Source organism: Nonomuraea sp. NPDC004186 (assembly GCF_053603495.1).
In genome coordinates this window covers 1-21,939 of the sequence record NZ_JBSGFQ010000084.1, presented here as the reverse complement: position 1 = coordinate 21,939, position 21,939 = coordinate 1, and the positions used below count along the sequence as shown (strand labels likewise).

The following is a 21,939-nucleotide window of genomic DNA, read 5'->3' as shown; positions in this document are numbered from 1 at the left end:
CGCATCACTAAACCCGTTTAGTTTCAATGTTTCCGACCATTAACTGAACGGGTTCACGTACGGGCGCGGTGCTGCCCCTGCTGACCATGCGCGGGTTGGCCTGTCGCGCGTCGGTCACCTCGCGGCCCCGCACCAGATCGAGCAGGGCGCGGGCGGCGTGGGCGCCGCAGGCGGCGATGTCCCTGCTGACCGCCGTCAGGTGCGGCCGGGCCAGCAGGCACAGGGCGGAGTCGTCCCAGGCCACGACGGACAGCTCGCCGGGCACCGAGATCCCGGCCTCGCGGGCGGCGGCGGTGCCCGCGACCGCCATCACGTCGTTGTCGTACACGATGGCGGTGGGCCGGTCCGGCCCGCGCAGGAGGTCGAGCGTGGCGCGCTCGCCGCTCTCGCCGCCGTAGTCGGCGTACACGGTGACGCTCTCGACGCCCAGCCGGGCGGCGGCGGCCCGCATGGCGGCGGTCCTGACGCCGGTGTGCATGAGCTCCTCGGGGCCGGCGACCCTGGCGATCCTGCGGTGCCCCAGCCCGGCCAGGTGCTCTATCACGGCGGCGAGCGCGCCGCCGTCGTCGATCCACACGGCGGGCAGCCGCCCGGTCCCGCCGGGGCCGCCGATGACCACGGCGGGCAGCCGCAGCTCCTCCAGCACGGCGACCCTGGCGTCCTCGACCCGCAGGTCCACGACGAACACCCCGGCGACCCGATGCTGCGCCCACCATTTGCGGTAGATCGCGATCTCGGCCTCGTGGTCCTCGGTCATCTGCAGCAGCAGCCCCACGGACGCGGCCGACAGCGTGGCCTCGATGCCGGAGATCAGCTGCATGAAGAACGGCTCCAGCCCCAGCGTGCGCGCCGGGCGGTCCACGACCAGGCCCAGCACGTCCGGCCGGCCGTCGAACAGGGCCCGCGCCAGGCTGTTGGGCTGCCAGCCCAGCTCGGCGGCGATGGCCTGGATGCGGCGGCGCGTCTCGCTGGAGACGCCGGGACGGCCGTTCAGCGCGAACGACACGGCCCCTTTCGAGACGCCGGCCCTGCGCGCGATGTCGTCGATCGTGGGTCGCTTCATCGGCCGCCCCTTGGATTTACCGGTTCATATATGTCGCCAAGCGCGACTCTACGGCAAATGACACCGCCCGCCGCACCCCTTGCGGGGTCCGGCGGGCGGGTGGGAGATGAAGCTGCGGGTCAGCGCTCGAAGCGACGGCCCGAGTTGCGGCTGTAGCCGCCGCCGTTGCCGCGCTCGTCCGAACGGCCGCCGCCCGAGCGGTAGCCGTCGCGCGGGCCGCGCTCGTCCGAACGGCCACCACCGGAGCGGTAGCCGTCGCGCGGGCCGCGCTCGTCGGAGCGGGGGCCACGATCGCGGTCGGCCGAGAACGGGCGGCTGCGGTCGGAGGCGTAGCGTCCGCCGCGGTCGTCCGAACGGTAGCCGCCGCCACCGCGCTGGCCGCGGTCGTCCTGGCGGAACGGCCGGTCGTCCGAGCGGTAGCCGCCGCGCGGCCCGCTGTCACGGCGCCGGTCGTCCCCGAAGGTGCGCGGCTCCTGCGAGCGCCCGAACGGCCGCTCACCCTCGGCGTGCGGCCGGGAACGACGGTCCTCGCCGGAGTTGAAGGGCCGCTCGCCGTCCTGGTGACGGCGCGGACGACGGTCCTCGCCCGACCCGAACGAACGCTCGCCGTCCTCGTGACGCCGGGGGCGGCGGTCGCCGTCGAAGTCGCGGCGGGGGCGGCGGCCGTTGCGGCGCTCGCCCTGACCGCCGCCGCCCTCACGGCGGGGGCGCAGGGGCTTGCGCACGTCCGGCTCCCAGACCGGGATGGCCTCGCCGCTCGGCATGCGGGCGCCGGTCACCTCGGCCACCCGCGGGTGACCGGGCGTGGCCTTCAGGCGGAACGGGTGGATGCCGGCCCGCCGGGTGAGCGCGTCGGTGGAGCGGCGCTCGCTGGGCAGCACCAGCGTGACCACGGTGCCCTTCTCACCGGCGCGGGCGGTGCGGCCGCCCCGGTGCAGGTAGCTCTTGTGGTCCTGGGGCGGGTCCACGTGCAGCACCAGGCTGATGTTGTCGACGTGGATGCCGCGCGCCGCGACGTCGGTGCAGACGAGCACGTTGATGGCGCCCTCGCGGAACTCGGCGAGGATGCGGGTGCGCTGGTTCTGGCGCTTGCCGCCGTGCAGGCCGCCCGACTTGACGCCGACCCTGGCCAGCTGCTTGCAGAGCCGGTCGACGCCGTGCTGGGTGCGGACGAAGATGATCGTACGGCCCTCACGGTTGGCGATCTCGGCGATGACGTCGAACTTCTCGTCGCGCGTGACCTGCATCACGTGGTGCTCCATGGTGTCGACCGGCGAGGTCGCGGGGGCCACGGAGTGGGTGATCGGGTTCTTGAGGAAGCGCTGCACCAGCTTGTCGACGTCGCCGTCGAGCGTGGCGGAGAACAGCAGCCGCTGCCCGTCGGCCGGGGTCTGCGCGAGCAGGTCGGTGACGACGGGGAAGAAGCCGAGGTCGCACATGTGGTCGGCCTCGTCCAGGACGCTGACCTCGACGTCGGCGAGCGAGCACTCACCCTGCCGGATGAGGTCGCCGAGCCGGCCGGGCGTGGCGATGACGATGTCGACGCCGCGCCGCAGCGCCTCGATCTGCTTGCCCATGGACATGCCGCCCACGACGACCTTCATGCGCAGGCCCAGGCCGCGGCCGAGCGGCTCCAGCGCGTCGTGCACCTGGAGCGCGAGCTCACGGGTGGGCACGAGGATCATCGCGCGGGGGTGGCCGGGGGCCGGCCGCACGCCCGCGAGGCGGGCCATGGTGGGCAGACCGAACGCGAGCGTCTTGCCGGAGCCGGTCTGGCCGCGGCCGAGCACGTCGTTGCCGGCGAGCACGTCGGGAATGGTCGCGCTCTGGATGGGGAACGGGCTGTCGATGCCCTGCTTGGCCAGCCCGGTGATGAGCGGCTTGGGCAGGCCGAGCAGCTCGAACTCCGACGGCCTCGGGTCGGCGTCTCTGCCAGAGGCCGAGGCCGTCTGGCCGGAAGGGGCCGGCGAGTCGGAGCCCGCCGCACCGGCGGTCTCGTCGAACGCGGGCATGACAGCGTCAAGCATGGTCACGAAAGTCGTGCCTTTCAGTCGAAGTGGCACGTCACTTCTGCGAAAGGACGAGCCGGGACGTGCGGCGCACGCCGCACAGGGGTTCTGGTCACCCGCCGTACGGGCGGGTCAAATCATTTAAGGGGGGAACACACCGGGCACCGGCCGCAGGCGATGCAGACGCGCGATGAGACGTCAGGTGCGTTTGGTACCAACGCCGGGATGCTATCTGAAATTCCCCGGACGGGCCCGGACCTTCCGCAACCCTCTATGGCACGCTGAAACGGCTGACGAGTCAACATCAGCCGTTTCAACAGAAAAGATCAGACATTGAATCCTAGCATACGGAGCTGATCGCGCCCTTCGTCGGTGATCTTGTCCGGGCCCCACGGCGGCAGCCAGACCCAGTTGATCTTGACGTCGGACACCATGCCGTCGAGCGCCGAGTGGGCCTGGTCCTCGATGACGTCGGTCAGCGGGCAGGCCGCGCTGGTCAGCGTCATGTCGATGGTGGCCACGGGACGCGCGCCGTCGGCGGGGTCGAGGTTGAGCCCGTAGATGAGGCCCAGGTCGACCACGTTGATGCCGAGCTCGGGGTCCACGACGTCCTTGAGCGCCTCCATGACCTCTTCGACGGTGGTCTCGCCGTCGAAGTCGGTCGGAGTCTCCACCGGCTTACTCATCGGGCACTCCTCACTACCGCATCCTTGTAGGCCATCCACGAAAGCAGCGCGCATTTGACACGCGCCGGGAACTTGGCCACGCCCGCGAACGCGACCGCGTCGCCGAGCACCTCTTCGTCCGCCTCGACCTGTCCCCTGCCCTGCATCAGCCTGGTGAACTCGTCGACCACGGAGAGCGTCTCCTCGACCGTCGAGCCGGTGGTGAGCTCGTGCAGCACCGAGGCGGCGGCCTGGCTGATCGAACAGCCCTGTCCGTCGTAGGAGACGTCCAGGACCTTGCCGCCGTCGCCCACCTTCACCCTGAGCGTGATCTCGTCGCCGCACGTGGGGTTCACGTGGTGAACCTCGGCGTCGTACGGCTCACGCAGCCCCCGCCCCTGCGGGTGTTTGTAGTGCTCCAGGATCAGCTCCTGGTACATCGACTCGCCGATCATGGCTATGCGAACACCTTCTGAACGTGATGGAGGCCGCGGACCAGAGCGTCGATCTCGCCCGTGGTGTTGTACAGGTAGAACGACGCCCGCGTGGTCGCCGGTATTCCAAAGCGTAGGTGCAGGGGACGCGCGCAGTGGTGACCGACGCGTACGGCGACGCCGAACTGGTCGTCGAGGATCTGGCCGACGTCGTGCGGGTGGATGCCCGCCAGCGTGAACGACACCGTGCCGCCCCGCTGCTCCAGCGAGTCGGGCCCGATGAGGCGCAGGGTGGGCACCTCGCGCAGGGCGTCGAGCGCGTAGGCCGTCAGCGTGCGCTCGTGCGCCTCGATGGCCTCCATGCCGACCTCGGTGAGGTAGTCGACGGCCGCGCCCAGCCCGATGGCCTCGACGATCGGCGGCGTGCCGGCCTCGAACTTGTGCGGCACCGGCGCGTACGTCGAGTGGTCCATCCAGACCGCCTCGATCATCTCGCCGCCGCCCAGGAACGGGGGCATGGCGTCGAGCAGCTCGGCCTTGCCCCACAGGACGCCGATGCCCGACGGGCCGACCATCTTGTGGCCGGTGAAGGCCACGAAGTCGGCGCCCAGCTCGGTGACATTGACCGGGTGGTGCGGCACGGACTGCGACGCGTCCAGCATGATCAGCGCGCCGACCTCGTGCGCCCGCCTGGCCACCTCGGCGACCGGGTTGACGGTGCCGAGCACGTTGGACTGGTGGGCGATCGAGACGATCTTCGTCCGTTCGGTGATCACGGACGGGTCGTAGTCGAGCCGTCCCTCGTCGGTGACGCCGAACCACTTCAGCGTCGCGCCGGTGCGCTGCGCGAGCAGCTGCCACGGCACGATGTTGGAGTGGTGCTCCATCTCGGAGATGACGATCTCGTCGCCGGCCCCGAGCGTGAAGCGCGGATCGGTGTTGATGGGGTTGCCGAAGGCGTACGCGACGAGGTTGAGCGCCTCGGAGGCGTTCTTGGTGAAGATCACCTCGTCGCGCGACGGCGCCCCGACGAACGCGGCGACTCTGTCGCGGGCGCCCTCGTAGGCGTCGGTCGATTCGGCGCCGAGCACGTGCATGGCCCGTCCGACGTTGCTGTAGTGCAGCGCGAAGTGGTCACGCATGGTCTCGATGACCTGGTTGGGCTTCTGTGAGGAGTTGCCCGAGTCGAGATAGACGAGCGGGCGCCCGTCGGGCAGCTCGCGGGAGAAGACCGGGAAATCCTTCCTGATCTTCTCCACGTCAAAGCTGAGCTGTGTCATGCAGATGCCTTCGTGTACTGCTCGTAGCCCTCGGCCTCGAGCTTCTCGGCCAGCTCGGGGCCGCCCTCCTCAACGATCCGGCCGCCCGCGAAGACGTGGACGAAGTCCGGCTTCACGTAGCGCAGGATGCGGGTGTAGTGCGTGATCAGCAGCACGCCGGTCTCGCCGGAGGCGCGGAAGCGGTTGATGCCCTCCGACACCACGCGCAGCGCGTCGACGTCGAGGCCGGAGTCGGTCTCGTCGAGCACCGCGATCTTCGGCTTGAGCAGCTCGAGCTGGAGGATCTCGTGGCGCTTCTTCTCACCGCCGGAGAAGCCCTCGTTGAGGTTGCGCTGGGCGAAGGCGGCGTCGATGGACAGCGCGTCCATGCCGTTCTTGAGGTCCTTGGCGAACTCGCGCAGCTTCGGCGCCTCGCCGCGGACCGCGGTGACGGCCGAGCGCAGGAAGTTCGAGACCGACACGCCGGGGACCTCGACCGGGTACTGCATGGCCAGGAACAGGCCCGCGCGGGCCCGCTCGTCGACCGACAGCTCCAGCAGGTCCACACCGTCGAGCAGCACCTGGCCGCCGGTGATCGTGTATTTCGGGTGACCGGCGATCGCGTAGGCGAGCGTCGACTTGCCCGAGCCGTTGGGGCCCATGATGGCGTGGGTCTCGCCGGAGTTGACGGTCAGGTTGACGCCGCGCAGGATTTCTTTGTCCTCGACGGCGACGTGGAGGTCGCGGATCTCAAGGGTGGACATTGTTGTTATGACTCCTTCGAGAGCGAGACGAGCACGTCATCGCCGTCGATCTTGACTGTGTAGACGTTCACGGGCTGGGTCGCGGGCGGGCCGGTGGGCTTGCCGGAGCGCACGTCGAAGCACGAGCCGTGCAGCCAGCACTCCAGGGTGCCGTCGTAGACCTCGCCCTCGCTGAGCTTCACCTCGGCGTGGGAGCAGACGTCGCGCAGGGCGAACACCTCGCCGCCCTTGCGCACGAGCGCCACCGGCGTCTCGTCGACCTCCACCCCGATGACTCCCCCGTCGGGGATGTCGTCGAGCTTGCAGACCTTCTCGAACGAACTCATCTCGCGAGCTCCGCCTCCAGCGCGCTCAGCACGCGCTCGCGGATCTCCTCGACCTCGATCTTCTCGACGAGCTGGCCGAGGAAGCCCCTGATGACCAGGCGGCGGGCCTCGTCGTAGGGGATGCCGCGGGCCTGGAGGTAGAAGATGTGCTCGTCGTCGAGCCGGCCGGAGGCGGAGGCGTGCCCCGCCCCGGCGACCTCGCCGGTGAGGATCTCCAGGTTGGGCACCGAGTCGGCGCGGGCGCCGTCGGTCAGGATGAGGTTGCGGTTGAGCTCGTAGGTGTCGGTGCCCTCGGCCTCGACCCTGATGATCACGTCGCCGATCCAGACGGCGTGCGCGTCCTCGCCCTGCAGGGCGCCGCGGTAGTCGACGTTGCTCTTGCAGTTGGGCTGCGAGTGGTCGACCAGCAGGCGGTGCTCCAGGTGCTGCCCGGCGTCCACGAAGTAGACGCCCGACATGTCGGCGTCGCCGCCGGGAGCGGTGTAGCCCACGTTGGGCGACAGGCGTACGAGGTCGCCGCCGAGCGTCACCGCGAAGCTGCGGAACGTCGCGTCCTTGGCCAGCTGCGCGTGGTGGTGGGAGACGTGGACCGCGTCGTCGTCCCAGTCCTGCAGGCTGACGACCCTGAGCGAGGCCCCGTCGCCGACGACGAACTCGATGTTGTCGGCGTAGACCGCGCTGCCCTTGTGGTCGAGCACGACCACGGCCTCGGCCAGCGGCTCCACCTTGACCACGATGTGGCCGTACGCGGCGCCGTCACCGGAGCCGGTGAGCGTGAGCACGGTCGGCTTGGAGGTGACGGCCTCGCGCGGCACCGTGATGACGGTGGCCTTCTCGAAGCTGTTCCACGCCTGGGCGCTGACCCGGTCGGTGGGCACGAAGGCCTTGCCGACCCGGGCGTCGTCGCGGCCGACCGTCTCGACGGTGACCTCGGGCGCCGCGTCGACGTCCACCCGGACGTGACCGACGGCCTCGGCCTTGCCGCTGTGCAGGCCCTTGAGGCGGGAGAGCGGCGTGAAGCGCCACGCCTCCTCACGCCCGGTCGGGACCTCGAAGTCGCCCAGCTCGTAGGACGCCTTCTCGTGCAAGGTCGACAAGGGCTTCTCGTTCAGGCCCATCAGCCGACGGCTCCTTCCATCTGCAGCTCGATCAGCCGGTTGAGCTCGAGCGCGTATTCCATGGGCAGCTCACGCGCGATCGGCTCCACGAAGCCGCGCACGATCATCGCCATCGCCTCGTCCTCGTCGAGCCCGCGGCTCATGAGGTAGAACAGCTGGTCCTCGCTGACCTTGGAGACCGTGGCCTCGTGGCCCATCTTGACGTCGTCCTCGCGGACGTCGACGTAGGGGTAGGTGTCGGAGCGGCTGATCTGGTCGACCAGCAGGGCGTCGCACTTGACGGTGCTGGCGCTGCCGTGGGCGCCCTCCTCGATCTGCACGAGACCGCGGTAGGAGGTGCGGCCGCCGCCGCGCGCCACCGACTTGGAGATGACGCTGGAACTGGTGTTGGGCGCCAGGTGCACCATCTTGGAGCCGGCGTCCTGGTGCTGGCCCTCACCCGCGAACGCGACGCTCAGCGTCTCGCCCTTGGCGTGCTCGCCCATCAGGTAGACGGCCGGGTACTTCATCGTGACCTTGGAGCCGATGTTGCCGTCGATCCACTCCATGGTCGCGCCCTCGTAGGCCACGGCGCGCTTGGTGACCAGGTTGTAGACGTTGTTCGACCAGTTCTGGATGGTCGTGTAACGGCAGCGGGCGTTCTTCTTCACGATGATCTCGACGACCGCGCTGTGCAGCGAGTCGGAGGAGTAGATCGGCGCGGTGCAGCCCTCGACGTAATGGACGTAGCTGTTCTCGTCCACGATGATCAGGGTCCGCTCGAACTGGCCCATGTTCTCGGTGTTGATCCGGAAGTAGGCCTGCAGCGGGATCTCGACCTCGATGTTCGGCGGCACGTAGATGAACGAGCCACCGGACCACACGGCGCTGTTGAGGGCCGCGAACTTGTTGTCGCCCACCGGGATGACCGAGCCGAAGTATTCCTGGAAGATCTCCGGGTGCTCCTTCAGGCCCGTGTCGGTGTCGAGGAAGATGACGCCCTTCTCCTCGAGGTCCTCACGGATCTTGTGGTAGACGACCTCGGACTCGTACTGGGCGGCGACACCCGCGATGAGGCGCTGCTTCTCCGCCTCGGGGATGCCGAGCTTGTCGTAGGTGTTCTTGATGTCGGCGGGCAGCTCGTCCCAGGAAGCGGCCTGCTTCTCGGTGGAGCGCACGAAGTACTTGATGTTGTCGAAGTCGATGCCGGTGAGGTCAGAGCCCCAGGTGGGCAGCGGCTTGCGGTCGAACAGGCGGAGGCCCTTCAGGCGAAGGTCGAGCATCCACTCCGGCTCGTTCTTCAGAGCGGAGATGTTGCGGACGACCTCCTCGGACAGGCCGCGCTTGGCCGCCGCCCCGGCGGCATCCGGGTCGGCCCAGCCGAACTTGTAATTCCCGAGGCCTTCCAGCTCCGGGCGGTCGGTGACAGTCACCTTCCGGTCTCCTTGCTCTTGTCTCTATGTGCGGATTCACCCAGCGACTGTGGGCTCACATGTGTCGTGCAGACCCCGTCGCCGTGGGCGATCGTGGCCAGGCGCTGCACCGGGGTGCCGAGCAGCTGCGCGAACGCCTCTGTCTCGGCCTCACAGAGCTGCGGGAACTCCGCAGCCGCGTGGGCCACCGGGCAGTGGTGCTGGCAGAGCTGGTCGCCGCCCGACTTGGCCTTGCTGGCCGAGGCGGCATACCCCTCCGCCGACAGCGCCTGCGCCAGCACTTGTACGCGCTGGTCCGCCGGCACCGTCCGCATGACCGGCTCCAGCCGCTTGAGCAGGCTCGAGACCTGCAGGCGGGCGAAGTCGGCCACCGCTTCCTCTCCCATGCGCTCGGCCAGGAAGCGCAGCGCGCTCCCGGCGAGGTCGTCATAGGCGTGCTCGAAAGCACTGCGCCCCGCGTCGGTGATCGCGAACAGCTTGGCGGGGCGTCCGCGCCCGCGCTGCCCGCGCGGCCCGACCGTGCGAGGCTCTATCATTCCGTCAGCCAGCAGCGCGTCCAGGTGGCGGCGGACGGCGGCGGGGGTGAGCCCCAGCCGCTCGCCCAGCGCGGCGGCCGCGACGGGACCATGCTCAAGGATCAGCCGGGCGACGCGGGCACGCGTGCTCCGCTCGCTTCCTGGCTCGATCCCTGGCATGTTTTTCACAACATCAGTGTGCCGTAATTCCTTCCCGGTTCACAAACGGATCTGAGCAGCCCGGGAATGGAATTTCTCACGCAGGGTAGCCTTACCTAACTCTTCCGCAGGAAGGCGAAGGTCAGGCTTGCGCAAAGGATGAGGCCCAGCATCACGCAGGCCATCGGCACGGCGCTGGTGGCGCCCGCGAGACCGACCAGCGGGGCCGCGGCCGCGCCGAGCGCGAACTGCAGCACGCCGAGCAGGGCCGAGGCGCTGCCGGCGATCTGCGCGGGCTGGCTGGCCAGGGCCAGCGCGCCGGTGGCCGGCATGACCAGGCCCTGGCCGAGCATGATGACGAACAGCCCCCCCACGATGCCCCACAGGCCGAGCCCGGTGAGCGCGGCGGTCAGCAGCAGCGAGGCGCCGGTCAGCGCGACGGCGAGCCCGGTGATCACGAGGGTCACCGGCGGCACCCGGCCCGACAGCCGGCCGCCGAGCTGGGCCATGGCGGTCAGGCCGAAGGCGTTGAGCCCGAAGATGAGCGAGTACTGCTGCGGCGTGGCGCCGTACACCTCCTGGAGCACGAACGGCGAGCCGGAGATGTAGCCGAACATGGCCGCGAACGCCAGGCTCGCGGTCAGCGCGGTGCCCATGAACGTCCGGTCGCGCAGGAGCCTGCCGAACGTGCCGACCGTGTGCTTGAGGCCGCCGCTCTCGCGCTCGGCCGCGGGCAGCGTCTCGCGCACGCCCCCCAGGACGGCCAGCAGCAGCACGATCCCGGCGACGCTGAGCGCCACGAAAACGCCGCGCCACGAGGTGAACTCCAGCAGCTGCGCGCCGGCGATGGGCGCCAGGATCGGCGCCAGGCCGCTGACCAGCATGAGCGTGGCGAAGATGCGGGCGATGGCGGCGCCGTCGTACAGGTCGCGGACGACCGCCCGCACGATCACCAGGGCCGCGCCGCCCAGCACGCCCTGCAGCAGGCGGAAGGCGATGAGCATGGGCACCGACGGCGCGAACGCGCACAGCAGCGAGGCGACCATGAAGCCGGCCACGCCCACGATCAGCGGTGTCCTGCGGCCGCGCACGTCGCTGACCGGACCGGCGATCACCTGGCCGATGGACACGCCGATGAGGCAGGCGGTGAGGGTGAGCTGGACCTGCGCCGGCGCGCTGAGCATCTCGGAGGTGATGGCGGGCAGCGCCGGGAGGTACATGTCGATGGACAGGGGCCCGATCGCCGACAAGGCGCCCAGGATCACCAACAGCAGCCCGCGGCTGCTCCCCCTCCGCTCGATCCCGATGGTGGACGTGGACGTGGCTTCAGCCGCCACGGACATGCGTGATCCCCTCTCCCTCGCAGGCCTTTGGCCCACGAGGGCCGAGAGATCAAACCAGGATCCGGTCCTCCGAATTCCCGGTCATCAGATATTTCACGCGATTTCGTGAAGCTGGATGACGGAGAACGTCGCGCCCTGGGGATCGGTGAGCATCGAGAACCGGCCGGGCGGCGCCTCCATCCCCCGCACCAGCACGCTCGCGCCGGCTCCCTCGGCCGCGGCCGTCGTGGCTTCGACGTCGGCGACCGCGAAGTACGTCATCCAGAACGACGGCGTCGCCGCCGGGTAGTCGGAGAACATCTCGACCATGCCCGCGACGGCCCGCTCCCCCATCTGCCACTCGGTGTACTTGATCCCGTCCATCTCCTGCAGCCGCGGCATCCAGCCGAAGACGGCCGGGTAGAAGCTCTCGGCGGCCGACGGGTCGCGCGTGACCAGCTCGTTCCAGCAGAACGAGACGGGCTCGTTGACCAATTGCGCGCCGTGGTGGTTGCCCGCCTGCCAGGCGGCCGCGTACGAGCCGTCAGGGGCCTGGAAGACCGTCATGACGCCTTCGTCGAAGACCGCCATCGGCTCCATGGTGACGGCGCCGCCGGCGTTCCTGACGCGCTCGGCGAGCGCGGCGGCGTCGTCGGTGGCGACGAACATGTTCCAGAACGAGGGCGACCCCGCGCCCATGACCGGCCCCAGCCCCGCGACCTGCCTGCCCTGGTAAAGGAACATCCCGTAGCCACCGGCCTCGGGGTCGTCGATCATGTCGGACTGCCAGCCGAAGACCTCACCGTAAAACCGGGCGGAAGCTTCGACGTCGGTGCTGGACAGGTCCACCCAGCACGGGACTCCCGGGTCGTACCCACTGCGTTGCGCCATTGCGCCCTCCTGCTACATGGAGCTCGTCGTCAGACTTTCACCTCTGTTGGCGCCTTTCTGGGAAATGGCCGGGTCAAGACATGTCCAAATCCGGCCAACCCCACCTGCGGCTCGAACTGCCTGCCCCAGTCCCTAAACTCGTGGCCATGGAGTCCCCAGCCGTCGAGATCATCGGCCTGGTCAAACGCTACGGCGGCATCACGGCCGTGGACGGCCTCACGCTGCGCGCCGAGCGGGGCGCGGTGACCGCCGTGCTCGGGCCCAACGGCGCGGGCAAGACGTCCACGGTGGAGATCTGCGAGGGGTTCCGCAGGGCCGACGCGGGCACCGTCCGCGTGCTCGGCCTGACGCCCACGCTGCCCGAGCTGCGGCCGCGGGTGGGGGTCATGCTGCAGTCGGGCGGCGTGCCGCCCGCCATGCGCTGCGCCGAATGGCTGCGCCTGGTCTCGCGCTTCTACGCCCGTCCCCTCGACGCGGGGGCCCTGCTGACGCGGCTGGGGCTGGCCGATCACGTACGCACCCCCTACCGGCGGTTGTCGGGCGGGCAGCAGCAGCGGCTGTCGCTGGCCGCGGCCGTCGTCGGGCGGCCCGAGCTGGTCTTCCTCGACGAGCCGACGGCCGGGCTCGACCCGCAGGCCCGGCACGCCTGCTGGGAGCTGGTGGGCGAGCTGCGCGGGGCGGGCGTGTCGGTGGTGCTGACCACGCACCACATGGACGAGGCCGAGCGGCTGGCGGACCAGGTGGTGATCATCGACAAGGGCCGGGTGGTGGCCGAGGGCAGCCCGGCCTCGCTGACGGGCGCCGAGCGGCAGCTGCGCTTCCGGGCCCGGCCGGGGCTGGCGCTGGAGGAGCTGCTCAACGCGCTCCCCACGGGCAGCGCGGCCAAGGAGTCGCCCGCCGGGCACTACATCATCGAGGGTCAGGTGGGTCCCGAGCTGCTGGCCACGGTGACCGCCTGGTGCGCGGCCGAGGGCGTCACGGCCGACGATCTGCGCATCGAGCGCCGCACGCTGGAGGACGTCTTCCTGGAGCTGACGGGCAGGGAGCTGCGATGACCGGATCGGAGCGCGCGCCCGCCGGGCAGATCGCGCTGGACTTCACGCCCGCGCCCGGGGCGGCGCCGTTCCCGCGCATGGTCCTCGCCCAGGCGGGCGCGGAGATCCGGGCGATGCTGCGCAACGGCGAGCAGCTGCTGCTCACCCTGATCATCCCGGTGCTGCTGCTGACCGGGTTCTCGCTGGCGCCGCTGATCGACATCGGCGGCGGCAGGCGCATCGACTTCCTGGCGCCCGGCGTGCTGGCGCTGGCCGTCATGTCCACGGCCTTCACCGGCCAGGCCATCGCGACCGGCTTCGAGCGCCGCTACGGCGTGCTGAAGCGGCTGGGCGCGACCCCGCTGTCCAGGGCCGGGCTCATGCTCGCCAAGACGTCCGCCGTGGTGGCCGTGGAGGTCATCCAGGCCGTGGTGATCGTGTGCGTCGGCCTGGCGCTGGGGTGGCGGCCGCACGGGTCGTTCCTGAGCGCGGCGCTGCTCATCGTGCTGGGCACGGCGGCCTTCAGCGGGCTGGGGCTGCTCATGGCCGGCACCCTGCGCGCGGAGGCCACCCTGGCCGCCGCCAACCTCGTCTACCTGCTGCTGCTGGGGGCCGGCGGGGTGATCTTCCCGCTGTCGAAGTTCCCCGAGGGCATGCGCCAGGTCCTGGAGCTGCTGCCCATCTCCGCCCTGACCGGCGGCCTGCGCGCGGTCCTCTCCCAGGGCGCCGCGCTGCCCCTCGGCCCGCTGGCCGTGCTGGCCGTGTGGGCGGTGCTGTCGCTGGGTCTGGTCTCGCGTACGTTCCGCTGGGAGTAGCTCGGCTCACCCGGTCCGGGGCAGCTCGCCGTGCAGGGTGCCGTAACGACGCCTGGTGAGCGCGGCCGCGGCCGTCAGCGGGATCGCGGCGGCGGCCGCCAGGCCGAACAGCAGGGCGTAGCGGCCGTGCTCGGCCAGCGGGCCGGCCGCCCACGACGCGACCGCGCTGCCCACGAAGAGCGCGCAGGCGAAGAAGGCGATCGTCGTCCCCCTGGCCTCGGGCACCACTGACGTCGCCCACGTCTGCAGCGAGGAGTGCAGGAAGGACCAGCCGCCGCCGAGCAGCAGCGCCGTGACCGCCACGGTGGCCATGTCCACGTGCACGGCGACGATCGCGAACCCGGCGCAGAGCTGCGCCCCGCCCACCGTCATCAACGCGGGAGTGGGCCAGCGCCCCGACAGCCGCCTGACGAGCTTCGTGAACAACCACAGGCCCAGCCCGTACGCGGTGATGGCGAGCCCGGCCACGGCGGCGGCGTACCCCGCGTGCTCCAGGGCGGTGGCCAGGAACGGCATGGCGCCGAGCATGATCGCGCCCTCGACGAACGCGAGCCCGAACACCAGCAGCGCCCAGCCGTGCCCGAGCACCGCGCCCAGGTACCGGCCGACACCGAACCCCCGGCCGTGCGGGAGTGAGCGGGACGGCTCCGGCAGCGAGCGCAGCGCGAGCGCGCAGGCCAGGGCGCAGACGGCGGGCACGGTGAACGCCACCCGCCAGTCCACCAGGCCCGCGAGCACCCCGCTCAGCCCGGTGGCCAGGGCCGTGCCGAGGGCGGCGGCGCCCATCAGATCGGTCAACGCGCGTTGCCGGGTCGACGGCTCCACGGTGTCGCCCACGTACGTCAGCCCGGTCGGGATCACCGCGCCGAAGCAGGCGCCCGTCACGATCCTGGCCACCACCAGCGCCCCCAGGACCGGCATCAGCGCCGAGGCCAGCCCCGCCAGCGCCGCGCCGAACAGCGTCCCGCGCATCACCCGCACCCGGCCGAACCGGTCGGACAGCAGCCCCCACAGCGGCTGGGTGAGCCCGTAGGCGAGGTAGTAGCCGCTGGCGGCCGCGACGGCGGCGGACAGCGGGACCTTCAGGTCCACCGCGATCAGCACGAGCATGGGGCTCACGGCGAAGCGGTCGAAGCTGCTGACGAACGAGGCCGCGGACAGGGCCAGCGGCGGCCGGGCGAGACTCGTGGGGGACTTCATACGATCAATGATCCAAGAGCCATCCAGAACACCCTATGTCGGGTCATGTCGCAGGCCACGAGTACGCTCTGACCGTCATCCCCTGAAGCCCGTGAGGAGTCCTGTGACCGCGTTCGCCCTCGACGATCCCTTCGATCGCGGTTCCGGCCTGCCCAGGCCGGGAAACCTGCTGCGCACGGCCGCCGACTCGATCCCGCCGTCCGGGCTCGTGCTGCTGGCCATCGTCTCGGTGCAGCTGGGCGCCGGGTTCGCGAAGGAGCTGTTCGCGGCGCTGCCGCCGAGCGCGGTGGTGTTCCTCCGGATCACGGCCGGGGCGCTGATCATGGGGGCGCTCGTCCGGCCCCGGCTGAAGGGCCTGTCCTGGCGCGACTGGGCGGTGGGGATCGGGTTCGGGGTGACGCTCGCCCTCATGAACCTGACGTTCTACGAGGCTTTGTCGCGGCTGCCGATGGGGATCGCGGTGGCCATCGAGTTCCTGGGGCCGCTGGGGGTGGCCGTGGCGGCCTCGCGGCGCAGGATCGACCTGCTGTGGATCGGCCTGGCGGGCGCGGGTGTGGTGCTGCTGGCGCCATGGGGGCAGTCGGCGTCGGTGAGCTGGCTCGGCATCGGGTTCGCGATGCTGGCGGCCGTCGGCTGGGCCGGGTACATCCTGCTGTCGGCGGCGGCCGGGCAGCGATTTCCCGGGACGAGCGGGCTGTCGTTCGCGATGATCGTGTCGGCCCTGGTGGTCGCCCCCGTCGGCATCGCGACGGGCGGGGCGGAGCTGTTGCAGCCGGAGTTGCTGCTGATCGGGCTCGGCGTGGGGCTGCTGTCGTCGGTGATCCCGTACTCGCTCGAACTCCAGGCGCTGCGGCGGATGCCCAAGCACGTGTTCGGCATCCTCATGAGCCTGGAGCCGGCCGTGGCGGCGCTGATCGGCGTGATGCTGCTGAACGAGGTCCTGCACGCGCAGCAGTGGGGGGCGATCGTCTGCATCGTGGCCGCCAGTCTGGGATCGACCCGGCGGCGCAAGGTCTGACGCGGGAGCTGTGGCGGGCCGCCGCGCGCCCGTGGGATGGGGTCTCGGGCGCGCGGCGGAGGGCTCGGCTTTGGTGGGCGGGGTAGGCCGAGCCCATGGAAGGTCAGCGGAGTGCGGGTGTCCGCGTGACCAGGCATGCGCCACCCACCGGAATCGGTGGTGGCCGGTCCGCTTGGGACCTGGACGACGGGGCCGCCGGCGGACGCTTGGGGCGTCGCTCTTTCGACCCGAGATGAGAGTACCGCCATCCCGGTCCGCGCGATCCCCGAATGTCAGAACTTAGTGGGCGAAAAACGGACGAGTCCACCCGTGGGCGGCTCCTCAGTGCTCGGCCCAGATCCCCCGCACGTGGCCGATGTGCTCCTTCATGAGGTGTTCGACGGCCTGGCGGTCGCCGCTCTTGAGGGCGTCGAGCAGCGCCAGGTGCTCCCTGGCCGACTCGCCCAGCACGTCGCGCTCCCGCAGCTGGGACAGGCCGTAGAGCCTGGCCCTGTTGCGCAGGTCGCGCACCACCTCGACCAGGTGGGCGTTGCCCGCCAGGGTCAGCAGCTCGACGTGGAAGCGCAGGTCGGCGTCCACGTACGCGAGCAGGTCACCGCGTTCGGCGGCCGAGACGATCTCCTCGGCGACGGGCCTGAGCCGCTCGAGCTCCGCCTCCCGCGCGCCGCCGGCCAGCCGGGCGACGGTGGGCACCTCGATCAGCTGGCGGATCTCGGTGAGCTCGTCGAGGTCGCGGTCGGACAGCTCGGTCACCCGGAAGCCCTTGTTGCGCACCGCCTCGACCAGGCCCTCCTTGGCGAGGTCGAGCATGGCCTCGCGCACCGGCGTGGCCGACACGCCGAACTGGGCGGCCAGCACCGGCGCGGAGTAGACCACTCCCGGCCGCATCTCGCCGGTGATCAGCGCGGCACGCAGCGCGTGCGCGACCTGCTCGCGCAGGCTCTGCCGCTCCCCCACCATCGGCAGGTCGAGCCGGTCCTCGGCAGCCATCCAATCTCCTTTCTTGCTCACAAGAAATCTGCTCATCAGCCTGCCGCCCTACTGTGGCACCTCGGGCGATGCCGCAGCGGCAGGCCGCTTCGCAGATTTCTCATGAGACTTCCACGCCTCGTACGCGGCGGCCGCGACCACGAGGTCCTCCCAGGCCATGCCCGTGCTCTTGAACACGCGCGGCCCCGTGCCGGCGACCACCCGACCCGCGACGAGGTCGGCGAGGTTGCCCGCGAGATGACCAGCGGTGATCGTGCCCTCGCGGATCGGGATGAGCAGATCGCCCGCCTCCTCCAGGGCGGCCGCCCTGGCCTCGACGACCACGGTGGCGCGGGCGATGAGGTCGCCGTCGAGCTCGCGGGCGCCGGGCTCGTGCGACCCGACCGCGACGACGGTGCCGCCGTCGCGGGCGAGCTTACCCGGGAACAGCGGTTCTCTCGCTGTCGTGCAGCACGCGACGACGTCGGCCCCGGCCAGTGCCTCCGCCGCGTCGGACCGCCGCAGGGCGCGGGCGGTCAGGCCGACCGCGCGGCAGCGGCCGGCGAGCGCCTCCGCGCGGTCCTGGTCGCGCCCGACCACGGTCACGTCCTCGATGGGCCGCACCTCCCGCAGCGCGAGCACGTGCCCCCACGCCTGCGGGCCGCTCCCGAACACCACCAACCGCCGGGCGTCCCCGTCCGCCAGGTGGCTGACGGCGAGCGCCGAGACGGCGGGAGTGCGCAGGGAGGTGAGCGCGATCCCGTCCAGGGCCGCGAGCGGGGTCAGGGTGTCGCCGTCGAACAGCAGGTACGTCCCCTGGATCCGGGGCAGCTCGCGATCGGGGTTGCCGGGCGCGATGGTGACGGCCTTCACCCCCGCGTACCGTCCGGCCGCGGCGGGCATGAGCAGGAGCTGCCCGGCCGGCAGGTCCACGATCGGCCGCTGCGGCGTGGCCTCGGGGTCGAGGCCGGCGCGCAGGGCGTCCTCCAGGATCCGTACGGCGCGCCCCATCGGCACCAGCCGCTCCACCGTGGCGGCGTCGAGATATGGCAGTCCGGTCATCGCAGCGTGAACCCCACACCCATCGGATCGTCGGAATCGAGCTCGAAGACGTGCCGCCCGGTCCGGTAGGCCATGCCTTCGATCTCCGGGACGACCCCCTCGTCGCGTACCTCGGCCACGCGCGCCAGGAAGGTGCTCCCGACGACGCTGTCATGGATCAGGGGCGCGCGCAGCCCCGAGTCGTGCAGCAGCGCCATCCGCGCCGCCGTGCCCGACCCGCAGGGCGAGCGGTCCACCTCCCCGTCGGCGAACACCGTCACGTTCCGCTGGTGCGCGGCCCCGTCCCGGTCCGGCAGCTCGTCGTAGAAGATCACGCCGTAGACGCCGGACAGCCGGTCGTCGGACGGGTGCCGGGCGGCCGGATGGTCCGCCAGGTCGGCCTTGATGCGGCGGGCGTGGCCGATGAGCGCCGTCAGGTTCGCGGGCTCCACGGACAGGCCCACCGCCGCGGCGGGCAGCGACGCGTAGATCGCGCCGCCGTACGAGACGTCGACCTTGGTCCTGGCGGCGGCCACGTCCCGTGCCACCACGAACGACGGCACGCTGACGAACGTCACCCCGGTCACCTTGCCCCCGGAGCAGCGCACCCGCGCCGTGACGCGCCCCGATGGCACGTCGACGACCACGTCGGTCTCCCCGTCGGGGTCGGCGGCCACCAGCCCCTCGTGCACGGCGTAGGCGCCGAGCGCGATGGTGCCGTGGCCGCAGGCGGTGGAGAACCCGTCCTTGTGCCAGAACAGCGCCCCGAACGCGGCCCCCGGGTCGTCCGGCGGGACGAGGAAGCAGCCGTACATGTCGGCGTGGCCGCGCGGCTCCTGGCACAGCAGCCGCCGCACGTCGTCGAAGCGGGGGTCGGCGGCGGCGGTGGAGCGGCGCGAGAGCACGTCCGCCCCGGGGACCTCGGGCACGCCGCCGGTCACGATCCGGAACGGCTCCCCGCTCGTGTGGTAGTCGGTCGTCGTGATCGTGGTCCCGGCCAGGCCGGAACCGCGATCGTCACGCTCGCTCACAGCTCGAACCCGGCGGGGAACGGGTCGCGCGGGTCCAGGAAGTATTGGGCGGTGCCGGTGACCCAGGCGCGGCCGGTGATCGAGGGCACGACGGCCGGCTCGCCGCCCACGGTGGTCTCCTCCAGCAGCCGCCCGATGAACCGGGTCCCGATGAACGACTCGTTCACGAAGTCCCGGCCGAGCGGCAGCTCCCCTCTGGCGTGCAACTGCGCCATCCGCGCGCTGGTGCCGGTGCCGCACGGCGAGCGGTCGAACCAGCCCGGGTGGATGGCCATCGCGTGCCGCGAGTGGTGGGCGTCCGAGCCGGGGGCGGCGAAGTAGACGTGGTGACAGCCGCGGATGCGGTCGTCCTCGCGGTGGACGGGCTCGTCGGCCGCGTTGATCGCCTCCATGGTGGCCAGGCCGGCGGCGATGATCTCGTTCTTGGCCCTGCGGTCGAAGGGCAGGCCGTAGGAGTCGAGGTCGACGACGGCGTAGAAGTTGCCGCCGTACGCGAGGTCGTACGGGATCTCCCCGAACCCGGGCACCTTCACGACGGCGTCCAGCCGGTCGCTGTAGGAGGGCACGTTGCGCAGCGTCACCGCCATGGCCTGGCCGTCCTCGACGGCCACGTCCACCTCGACGAGCCCGGCGGGCACCTCCAGGCGCACGGTGGTGACCGGCTCCACGACCTCGACCATGCCCGTCTCGACGAGCACGGTGGCCACGCCGATGGTGCCGTGCCCGCACATCGGCAGCAGCCCCGACACCTCGATGAACAGCACGCCGTAGTCCGCGTCCGGCCTGGTGGGCGGCTGCAGGATGGCGCCGCTCATGGCGGAGTGGCCGCGCGGCTCGGTCATCAGCAGGGTGCGGATGTGGTCGAGGTTGTCACGGAAGTAGACGCGCCGCTCGGCCATGCTCGCGCCCGGGATCACGCCTATCCCGCCGGTGATGACGCGGGTGGGCATGCCCTCGGTGTGGGAGTCGACGGCGTGGAAAACGCGTTTTGTCCTCATCGCAGCCCTTCTGCCAGTGCCTTCTCGGTCGCCGCTCGCACGATAGCGGCCTGCCCGTCCGTCAGCGGCTGCCTGGGCTGCCTGCACGGCCCGCCGTGGCGGCCCGCGAGGTCCATGGACAGCTTGATGGCCTGGACGAACTCCGTCTTGGAGTCCCAGCGCAGCAGGGGGTGCAGGGTCCTGTAAAGAGGCAGCGCGGTCTCCAGGTCGCCGGCGACGGCGGCGCGGTAGAGCGCGGCGTTGGAGACGGGCAGCGCGTTGGGGTAGCCGGCGATCCAGCCGACGGCCCCGGCCACGGCGAGCTCGAGCAGCACGTCGTCGGAGCCGATCAGCAGGTCCAGCTCGGGGGCCAGCTCGGCCAGCTCGTACGCGCGCCGCACGTCGCCGCTGAACTCCTTGATCGCCACGATCAGCCCCTCCTCGTGCAGCTTGGCCAGCAGCGCGGGAGTCAGGTCCACCTTGGTGTCGTACGGGTTGTTGTAGGCCACGACGGGCAGGCCCACCTTGGCGACCTCGCGGTAGTGCTCGATGACGGCCCGTTCGTCGGCGCGGTAGGAGTTGGGCGGCAGCAGGAGCAGCGAACCGCAGCCGGCCTCGGCCGCCTGCTCGGCCCACCGGCGCGACTCCGCGGCGCCGTACGCGCCCACTCCGGCCATCACCCGGCGCCCGCCCACGGCCTGGACGGCGGTCTCGACCACCTTGGCCCGCTCCTCCGCGGTGAGCGTCTGGTACTCGCCCAGCGAACCGTTGACCGCCACGCCGTCGCAGTCGTTCTCGACCAGCCAGCGGCAGTGGTCGGCGTAGCCGTCGTAGTCGACGGAGAGGTCGTCGCGCAGGGGCAGCGCGGTGGCCACCATGATGCCGTGCCAGGCTTTGGTGCGGTTGTCCATCGGAAAGTCCTCCATGTCAGGGTCAGTGGGTGGGGGGAACGTCGGGAAAATCGGAATCGTCGGGAAGCTCGGCGAGGGCGCCGAGGGTGACGGGCTGGGCGATGGGGCGGCGGGGCGGCCGCTGCGGCTCCCCGGCCAGGCAGGAGACGGCGTAGCCGCAGATGCGGCCCTGGCACCAGCCCATGCCGGGCCTGGCCAGCAGCTTGATCGAGCGCGCGTCGGTGGCGCCGAGGTCCTGCGCCTCGCGTACGCGGGCCAGCGGCACCTCCTCGCAGCGGCACACCAGCGTGTCGTCGCGCAGCCAGCCCCGCCAGCCGGGTTTGACGGGGTACGCCCGCTGCAGCGCCTCCCCGAAGGCCCGCCCGCGCTCCCGGCGCCGCAGCAACAGCCCCGAATCGGCCACCGACGAGCGCGCGTCGGCCACCACGGCGCGGCCGGCGATGCGGCCCTCCGTCTCGGACAGGAGCCAGCCGCCCACGCCCGTGGGCTCCCCGGCGGCCCAGACCCCGGGGACGGAGGTGCGCTGGGCGGCGTCCACGTCGAGCACGGGGCTGCCGTCCACGTCGTTCCGGGTGGCGCAGCCGAGCTGGGTGGCCAGTTCGATCTGCGGCACGAACCCGTACCCGACGGCCACCGTGTCGCACGCGACGACGCGGGTGGAGAGAACGTTCCACTCCTGGTCGAGGCGGGCCACGGTGACGGCCTCCACCTCGCGCTCCCCGTGCGCCGCGACCACCGCCTGGCGCGTCCGGTACGGCACGCGGTGCCTGGCCAGGCTCGCGGCGTACCCGGCGGCCTCCCCGGCCTTGCCCAGGGCCAGCAGCGGATGCCTGGCCAGCCCGAGCCCGCCGTTCGCCTCCAGCACCCCGAGCACCCGCGCCCCCGCCGCGGCCAGCCCGGTGGCCACGGGCAGCAGGAACGGGCCGGTGCCGGAGACGACGATCCGCCTGCCCGCCACGACGCCGTTGCCCTTGAGCAGCGCCTGCGCGCCGCCGGCGGTCAGGAC

22 protein-coding genes are annotated in these 21,939 nt (G+C 71.4%); 3 read left to right on the top strand and 19 right to left on the bottom strand.

Going from position 1 to position 21,939, the window contains the following annotated elements:
• Nucleotides 1-7: 7 nt before the first annotated feature.
• From ACWEPL_RS45950 to ACWEPL_RS45895, 12 genes are all read right to left on the bottom strand, one after another.
• Nucleotides 8-1,063 (bottom strand): LacI family DNA-binding transcriptional regulator, encoded by a 1,056-nt coding sequence (locus ACWEPL_RS45950; protein WP_452439937.1) that lies wholly within the window; start codon nt 1,061-1,063, stop codon nt 8-10.
• Between the two features lie 119 nt (nt 1,064-1,182).
• A complete protein-coding gene (locus tag ACWEPL_RS45945) occupies nt 1,183-3,090 on the bottom strand; it encodes a DEAD/DEAH box helicase (protein WP_452439935.1) in 1,908 nt (635 codons plus the stop codon).
• Nucleotides 3,091-3,398: 308 nt separating this feature from the next.
• Nucleotides 3,399-3,758, bottom strand: coding sequence for a metal-sulfur cluster assembly factor (locus ACWEPL_RS45940; RefSeq protein ID WP_350740061.1), 360 nt, complete (start codon nt 3,756-3,758; stop codon nt 3,399-3,401).
• Entirely contained in the window at nt 3,755-4,192 is a 438-nt protein-coding gene (gene sufU, locus ACWEPL_RS45935; RefSeq protein WP_363970008.1) for a Fe-S cluster assembly sulfur transfer protein SufU, read from the bottom strand. Before sufU ends, ACWEPL_RS45940 begins: the two co-directional genes overlap by 4 nt.
• 2 nt (nt 4,193-4,194) lie before the next feature.
• The gene (locus ACWEPL_RS45930) at nt 4,195-5,451 is read right to left on the bottom strand and encodes a cysteine desulfurase (protein WP_363970010.1); all 1,257 of its coding nucleotides are present in this window, start codon (nt 5,449-5,451) and stop codon (nt 4,195-4,197) included.
• Entirely contained in the window at nt 5,448-6,194 is a 747-nt protein-coding gene (sufC, locus tag ACWEPL_RS45925; RefSeq protein WP_363970012.1) for a Fe-S cluster assembly ATPase SufC, read from the bottom strand. The genes ACWEPL_RS45930 and sufC overlap by 4 nt, the downstream gene beginning before the upstream one ends.
• 5 nt (nt 6,195-6,199) lie before the next feature.
• Nucleotides 6,200-6,520, bottom strand: coding sequence for a non-heme iron oxygenase ferredoxin subunit (locus ACWEPL_RS45920; RefSeq protein WP_350740049.1), 321 nt, complete (start codon nt 6,518-6,520; stop codon nt 6,200-6,202).
• A complete protein-coding gene (gene sufD / locus ACWEPL_RS45915; RefSeq protein ID WP_452439934.1) occupies nt 6,517-7,638 on the bottom strand; it encodes a Fe-S cluster assembly protein SufD in 1,122 nt (373 codons plus the stop codon). Before sufD ends, ACWEPL_RS45920 begins: the two co-directional genes overlap by 4 nt.
• A complete protein-coding gene (sufB, locus tag ACWEPL_RS45910) occupies nt 7,638-9,050 on the bottom strand; it encodes a Fe-S cluster assembly protein SufB (protein WP_350740043.1) in 1,413 nt (470 codons plus the stop codon). Before sufB ends, sufD begins: the two co-directional genes overlap by 1 nt.
• Nucleotides 9,047-9,745, bottom strand: a complete 699-nt coding sequence (locus tag ACWEPL_RS45905; protein ID WP_185079281.1) for a helix-turn-helix transcriptional regulator — start codon at nt 9,743-9,745, stop codon at nt 9,047-9,049. Before ACWEPL_RS45905 ends, sufB begins: the two co-directional genes overlap by 4 nt.
• A gap of 95 nt (nt 9,746-9,840) precedes the next feature.
• Nucleotides 9,841-11,067, bottom strand: a complete 1,227-nt coding sequence (locus ACWEPL_RS45900) for a multidrug effflux MFS transporter (protein ID WP_363970017.1) — start codon at nt 11,065-11,067, stop codon at nt 9,841-9,843.
• 93 nt (nt 11,068-11,160) lie between these two features.
• Entirely contained in the window at nt 11,161-11,937 is a 777-nt protein-coding gene (locus tag ACWEPL_RS45895; protein ID WP_363970019.1) for a VOC family protein, read from the bottom strand.
• A 146-nt stretch (nt 11,938-12,083) separates the two neighbouring features.
• Between ACWEPL_RS45895 and ACWEPL_RS45890 the strand changes: the two genes are divergently transcribed.
• Both ACWEPL_RS45890 and ACWEPL_RS45885 read left to right on the top strand, forming a co-directional pair.
• Nucleotides 12,084-12,992: an ABC transporter ATP-binding protein gene (locus ACWEPL_RS45890; RefSeq protein WP_355200642.1), complete on the top strand. Its 909-nt coding sequence runs from the start codon at nt 12,084-12,086 to the stop codon at nt 12,990-12,992.
• On the top strand, nt 12,989-13,786 hold the full coding sequence (locus ACWEPL_RS45885) for an ABC transporter permease (protein ID WP_363970022.1): 798 nt from the start codon (nt 12,989-12,991) through the stop codon (nt 13,784-13,786). Before ACWEPL_RS45890 ends, ACWEPL_RS45885 begins: the two co-directional genes overlap by 4 nt.
• A gap of 6 nt (nt 13,787-13,792) precedes the next feature.
• Here the strand turns inward: ACWEPL_RS45885 and ACWEPL_RS45880 are convergent, their stop codons facing one another.
• A complete protein-coding gene (locus tag ACWEPL_RS45880; RefSeq protein WP_452439933.1) occupies nt 13,793-14,986 on the bottom strand; it encodes an MFS transporter in 1,194 nt (397 codons plus the stop codon).
• A 103-nt stretch (nt 14,987-15,089) separates the two neighbouring features.
• Between ACWEPL_RS45880 and ACWEPL_RS45875 the strand changes: the two genes are divergently transcribed.
• Nucleotides 15,090-16,004 carry an EamA family transporter gene (locus ACWEPL_RS45875; RefSeq protein ID WP_363970026.1) on the top strand — a complete coding sequence of 305 codons (915 nt, stop codon included), beginning with the start codon at nt 15,090-15,092 and terminating at the stop codon, nt 16,002-16,004.
• 321 nt (nt 16,005-16,325) lie between these two features.
• Here ACWEPL_RS45875 and ACWEPL_RS45870 read toward each other — a convergent pair whose 3' ends face one another.
• The 6 genes from ACWEPL_RS45870 to ACWEPL_RS45845 form a co-directional block, all read right to left on the bottom strand.
• Entirely contained in the window at nt 16,326-16,994 is a 669-nt protein-coding gene (locus ACWEPL_RS45870) for a GntR family transcriptional regulator (protein ID WP_350740024.1), read from the bottom strand.
• A gap of 48 nt (nt 16,995-17,042) precedes the next feature.
• A complete protein-coding gene (locus ACWEPL_RS45865) occupies nt 17,043-18,035 on the bottom strand; it encodes an ornithine cyclodeaminase family protein (protein WP_363970028.1) in 993 nt (330 codons plus the stop codon).
• Nucleotides 18,032-19,045, bottom strand: coding sequence for a proline racemase family protein (locus ACWEPL_RS45860; RefSeq protein WP_452439932.1), 1,014 nt, complete (start codon nt 19,043-19,045; stop codon nt 18,032-18,034). Before ACWEPL_RS45860 ends, ACWEPL_RS45865 begins: the two co-directional genes overlap by 4 nt.
• Entirely contained in the window at nt 19,042-20,043 is a 1,002-nt protein-coding gene (locus tag ACWEPL_RS45855; RefSeq protein WP_350740016.1) for a proline racemase family protein, read from the bottom strand. The genes ACWEPL_RS45860 and ACWEPL_RS45855 overlap by 4 nt, the downstream gene beginning before the upstream one ends.
• Complete coding sequence (locus tag ACWEPL_RS45850) at nt 20,040-20,933, bottom strand: dihydrodipicolinate synthase family protein (protein WP_452439931.1); 894 nt, start codon at nt 20,931-20,933, stop codon at nt 20,040-20,042. Before ACWEPL_RS45850 ends, ACWEPL_RS45855 begins: the two co-directional genes overlap by 4 nt.
• A gap of 22 nt (nt 20,934-20,955) precedes the next feature.
• On the bottom strand, nt 20,956-21,939 hold a 984-nt coding region (locus ACWEPL_RS45845; protein WP_452439930.1), incomplete at its 5' end, for an FAD/NAD(P)-dependent oxidoreductase.

What these genes read in the sequence shown, in the direction of transcription:
- ACWEPL_RS45900 (WP_363970017.1), bottom strand. Translation starts at nt 11,067, where the DNA reads ATGTCCGTGGCGGCTGAAGCCACGTCCACGTCCACCATCGGGATCGAG.
- ACWEPL_RS45865 (WP_363970028.1), bottom strand. Translation starts at nt 18,035, where the DNA reads ATGACCGGACTGCCATATCTCGACGCCGCCACGGTGGAGCGGCTGGTG.
- ACWEPL_RS45945 (WP_452439935.1), bottom strand. Translation starts at nt 3,090, where the DNA reads ATGCTTGACGCTGTCATGCCCGCGTTCGACGAGACCGCCGGTGCGGCG.
- ACWEPL_RS45885 (WP_363970022.1), top strand. Translation starts at nt 12,989, where the DNA reads ATGACCGGATCGGAGCGCGCGCCCGCCGGGCAGATCGCGCTGGACTTC.
- ACWEPL_RS45940 (WP_350740061.1), bottom strand. Translation starts at nt 3,758, where the DNA reads ATGAGTAAGCCGGTGGAGACTCCGACCGACTTCGACGGCGAGACCACC.
- sufU (WP_363970008.1), bottom strand. Translation starts at nt 4,192, where the DNA reads ATGATCGGCGAGTCGATGTACCAGGAGCTGATCCTGGAGCACTACAAA.
- ACWEPL_RS45920 (WP_350740049.1), bottom strand. Translation starts at nt 6,520, where the DNA reads ATGAGTTCGTTCGAGAAGGTCTGCAAGCTCGACGACATCCCCGACGGG.
- ACWEPL_RS45870 (WP_350740024.1), bottom strand. Translation starts at nt 16,994, where the DNA reads ATGGCTGCCGAGGACCGGCTCGACCTGCCGATGGTGGGGGAGCGGCAG.
- ACWEPL_RS45890 (WP_355200642.1), top strand. Translation starts at nt 12,084, where the DNA reads ATGGAGTCCCCAGCCGTCGAGATCATCGGCCTGGTCAAACGCTACGGC.
- ACWEPL_RS45930 (WP_363970010.1), bottom strand. Translation starts at nt 5,451, where the DNA reads ATGACACAGCTCAGCTTTGACGTGGAGAAGATCAGGAAGGATTTCCCG.
- ACWEPL_RS45895 (WP_363970019.1), bottom strand. Translation starts at nt 11,937, where the DNA reads ATGGCGCAACGCAGTGGGTACGACCCGGGAGTCCCGTGCTGGGTGGAC.
- sufC (WP_363970012.1), bottom strand. Translation starts at nt 6,194, where the DNA reads ATGTCCACCCTTGAGATCCGCGACCTCCACGTCGCCGTCGAGGACAAA.
- ACWEPL_RS45855 (WP_350740016.1), bottom strand. Translation starts at nt 20,043, where the DNA reads ATGAGGACAAAACGCGTTTTCCACGCCGTCGACTCCCACACCGAGGGC.
- sufD (WP_452439934.1), bottom strand. Translation starts at nt 7,638, where the DNA reads ATGGGCCTGAACGAGAAGCCCTTGTCGACCTTGCACGAGAAGGCGTCC.
- ACWEPL_RS45850 (WP_452439931.1), bottom strand. Translation starts at nt 20,933, where the DNA reads ATGGACAACCGCACCAAAGCCTGGCACGGCATCATGGTGGCCACCGCG.
- ACWEPL_RS45880 (WP_452439933.1), bottom strand. Translation starts at nt 14,986, where the DNA reads ATGAAGTCCCCCACGAGTCTCGCCCGGCCGCCGCTGGCCCTGTCCGCG.
- ACWEPL_RS45905 (WP_185079281.1), bottom strand. Translation starts at nt 9,745, where the DNA reads ATGCCAGGGATCGAGCCAGGAAGCGAGCGGAGCACGCGTGCCCGCGTC.
- ACWEPL_RS45950 (WP_452439937.1), bottom strand. Translation starts at nt 1,063, where the DNA reads ATGAAGCGACCCACGATCGACGACATCGCGCGCAGGGCCGGCGTCTCG.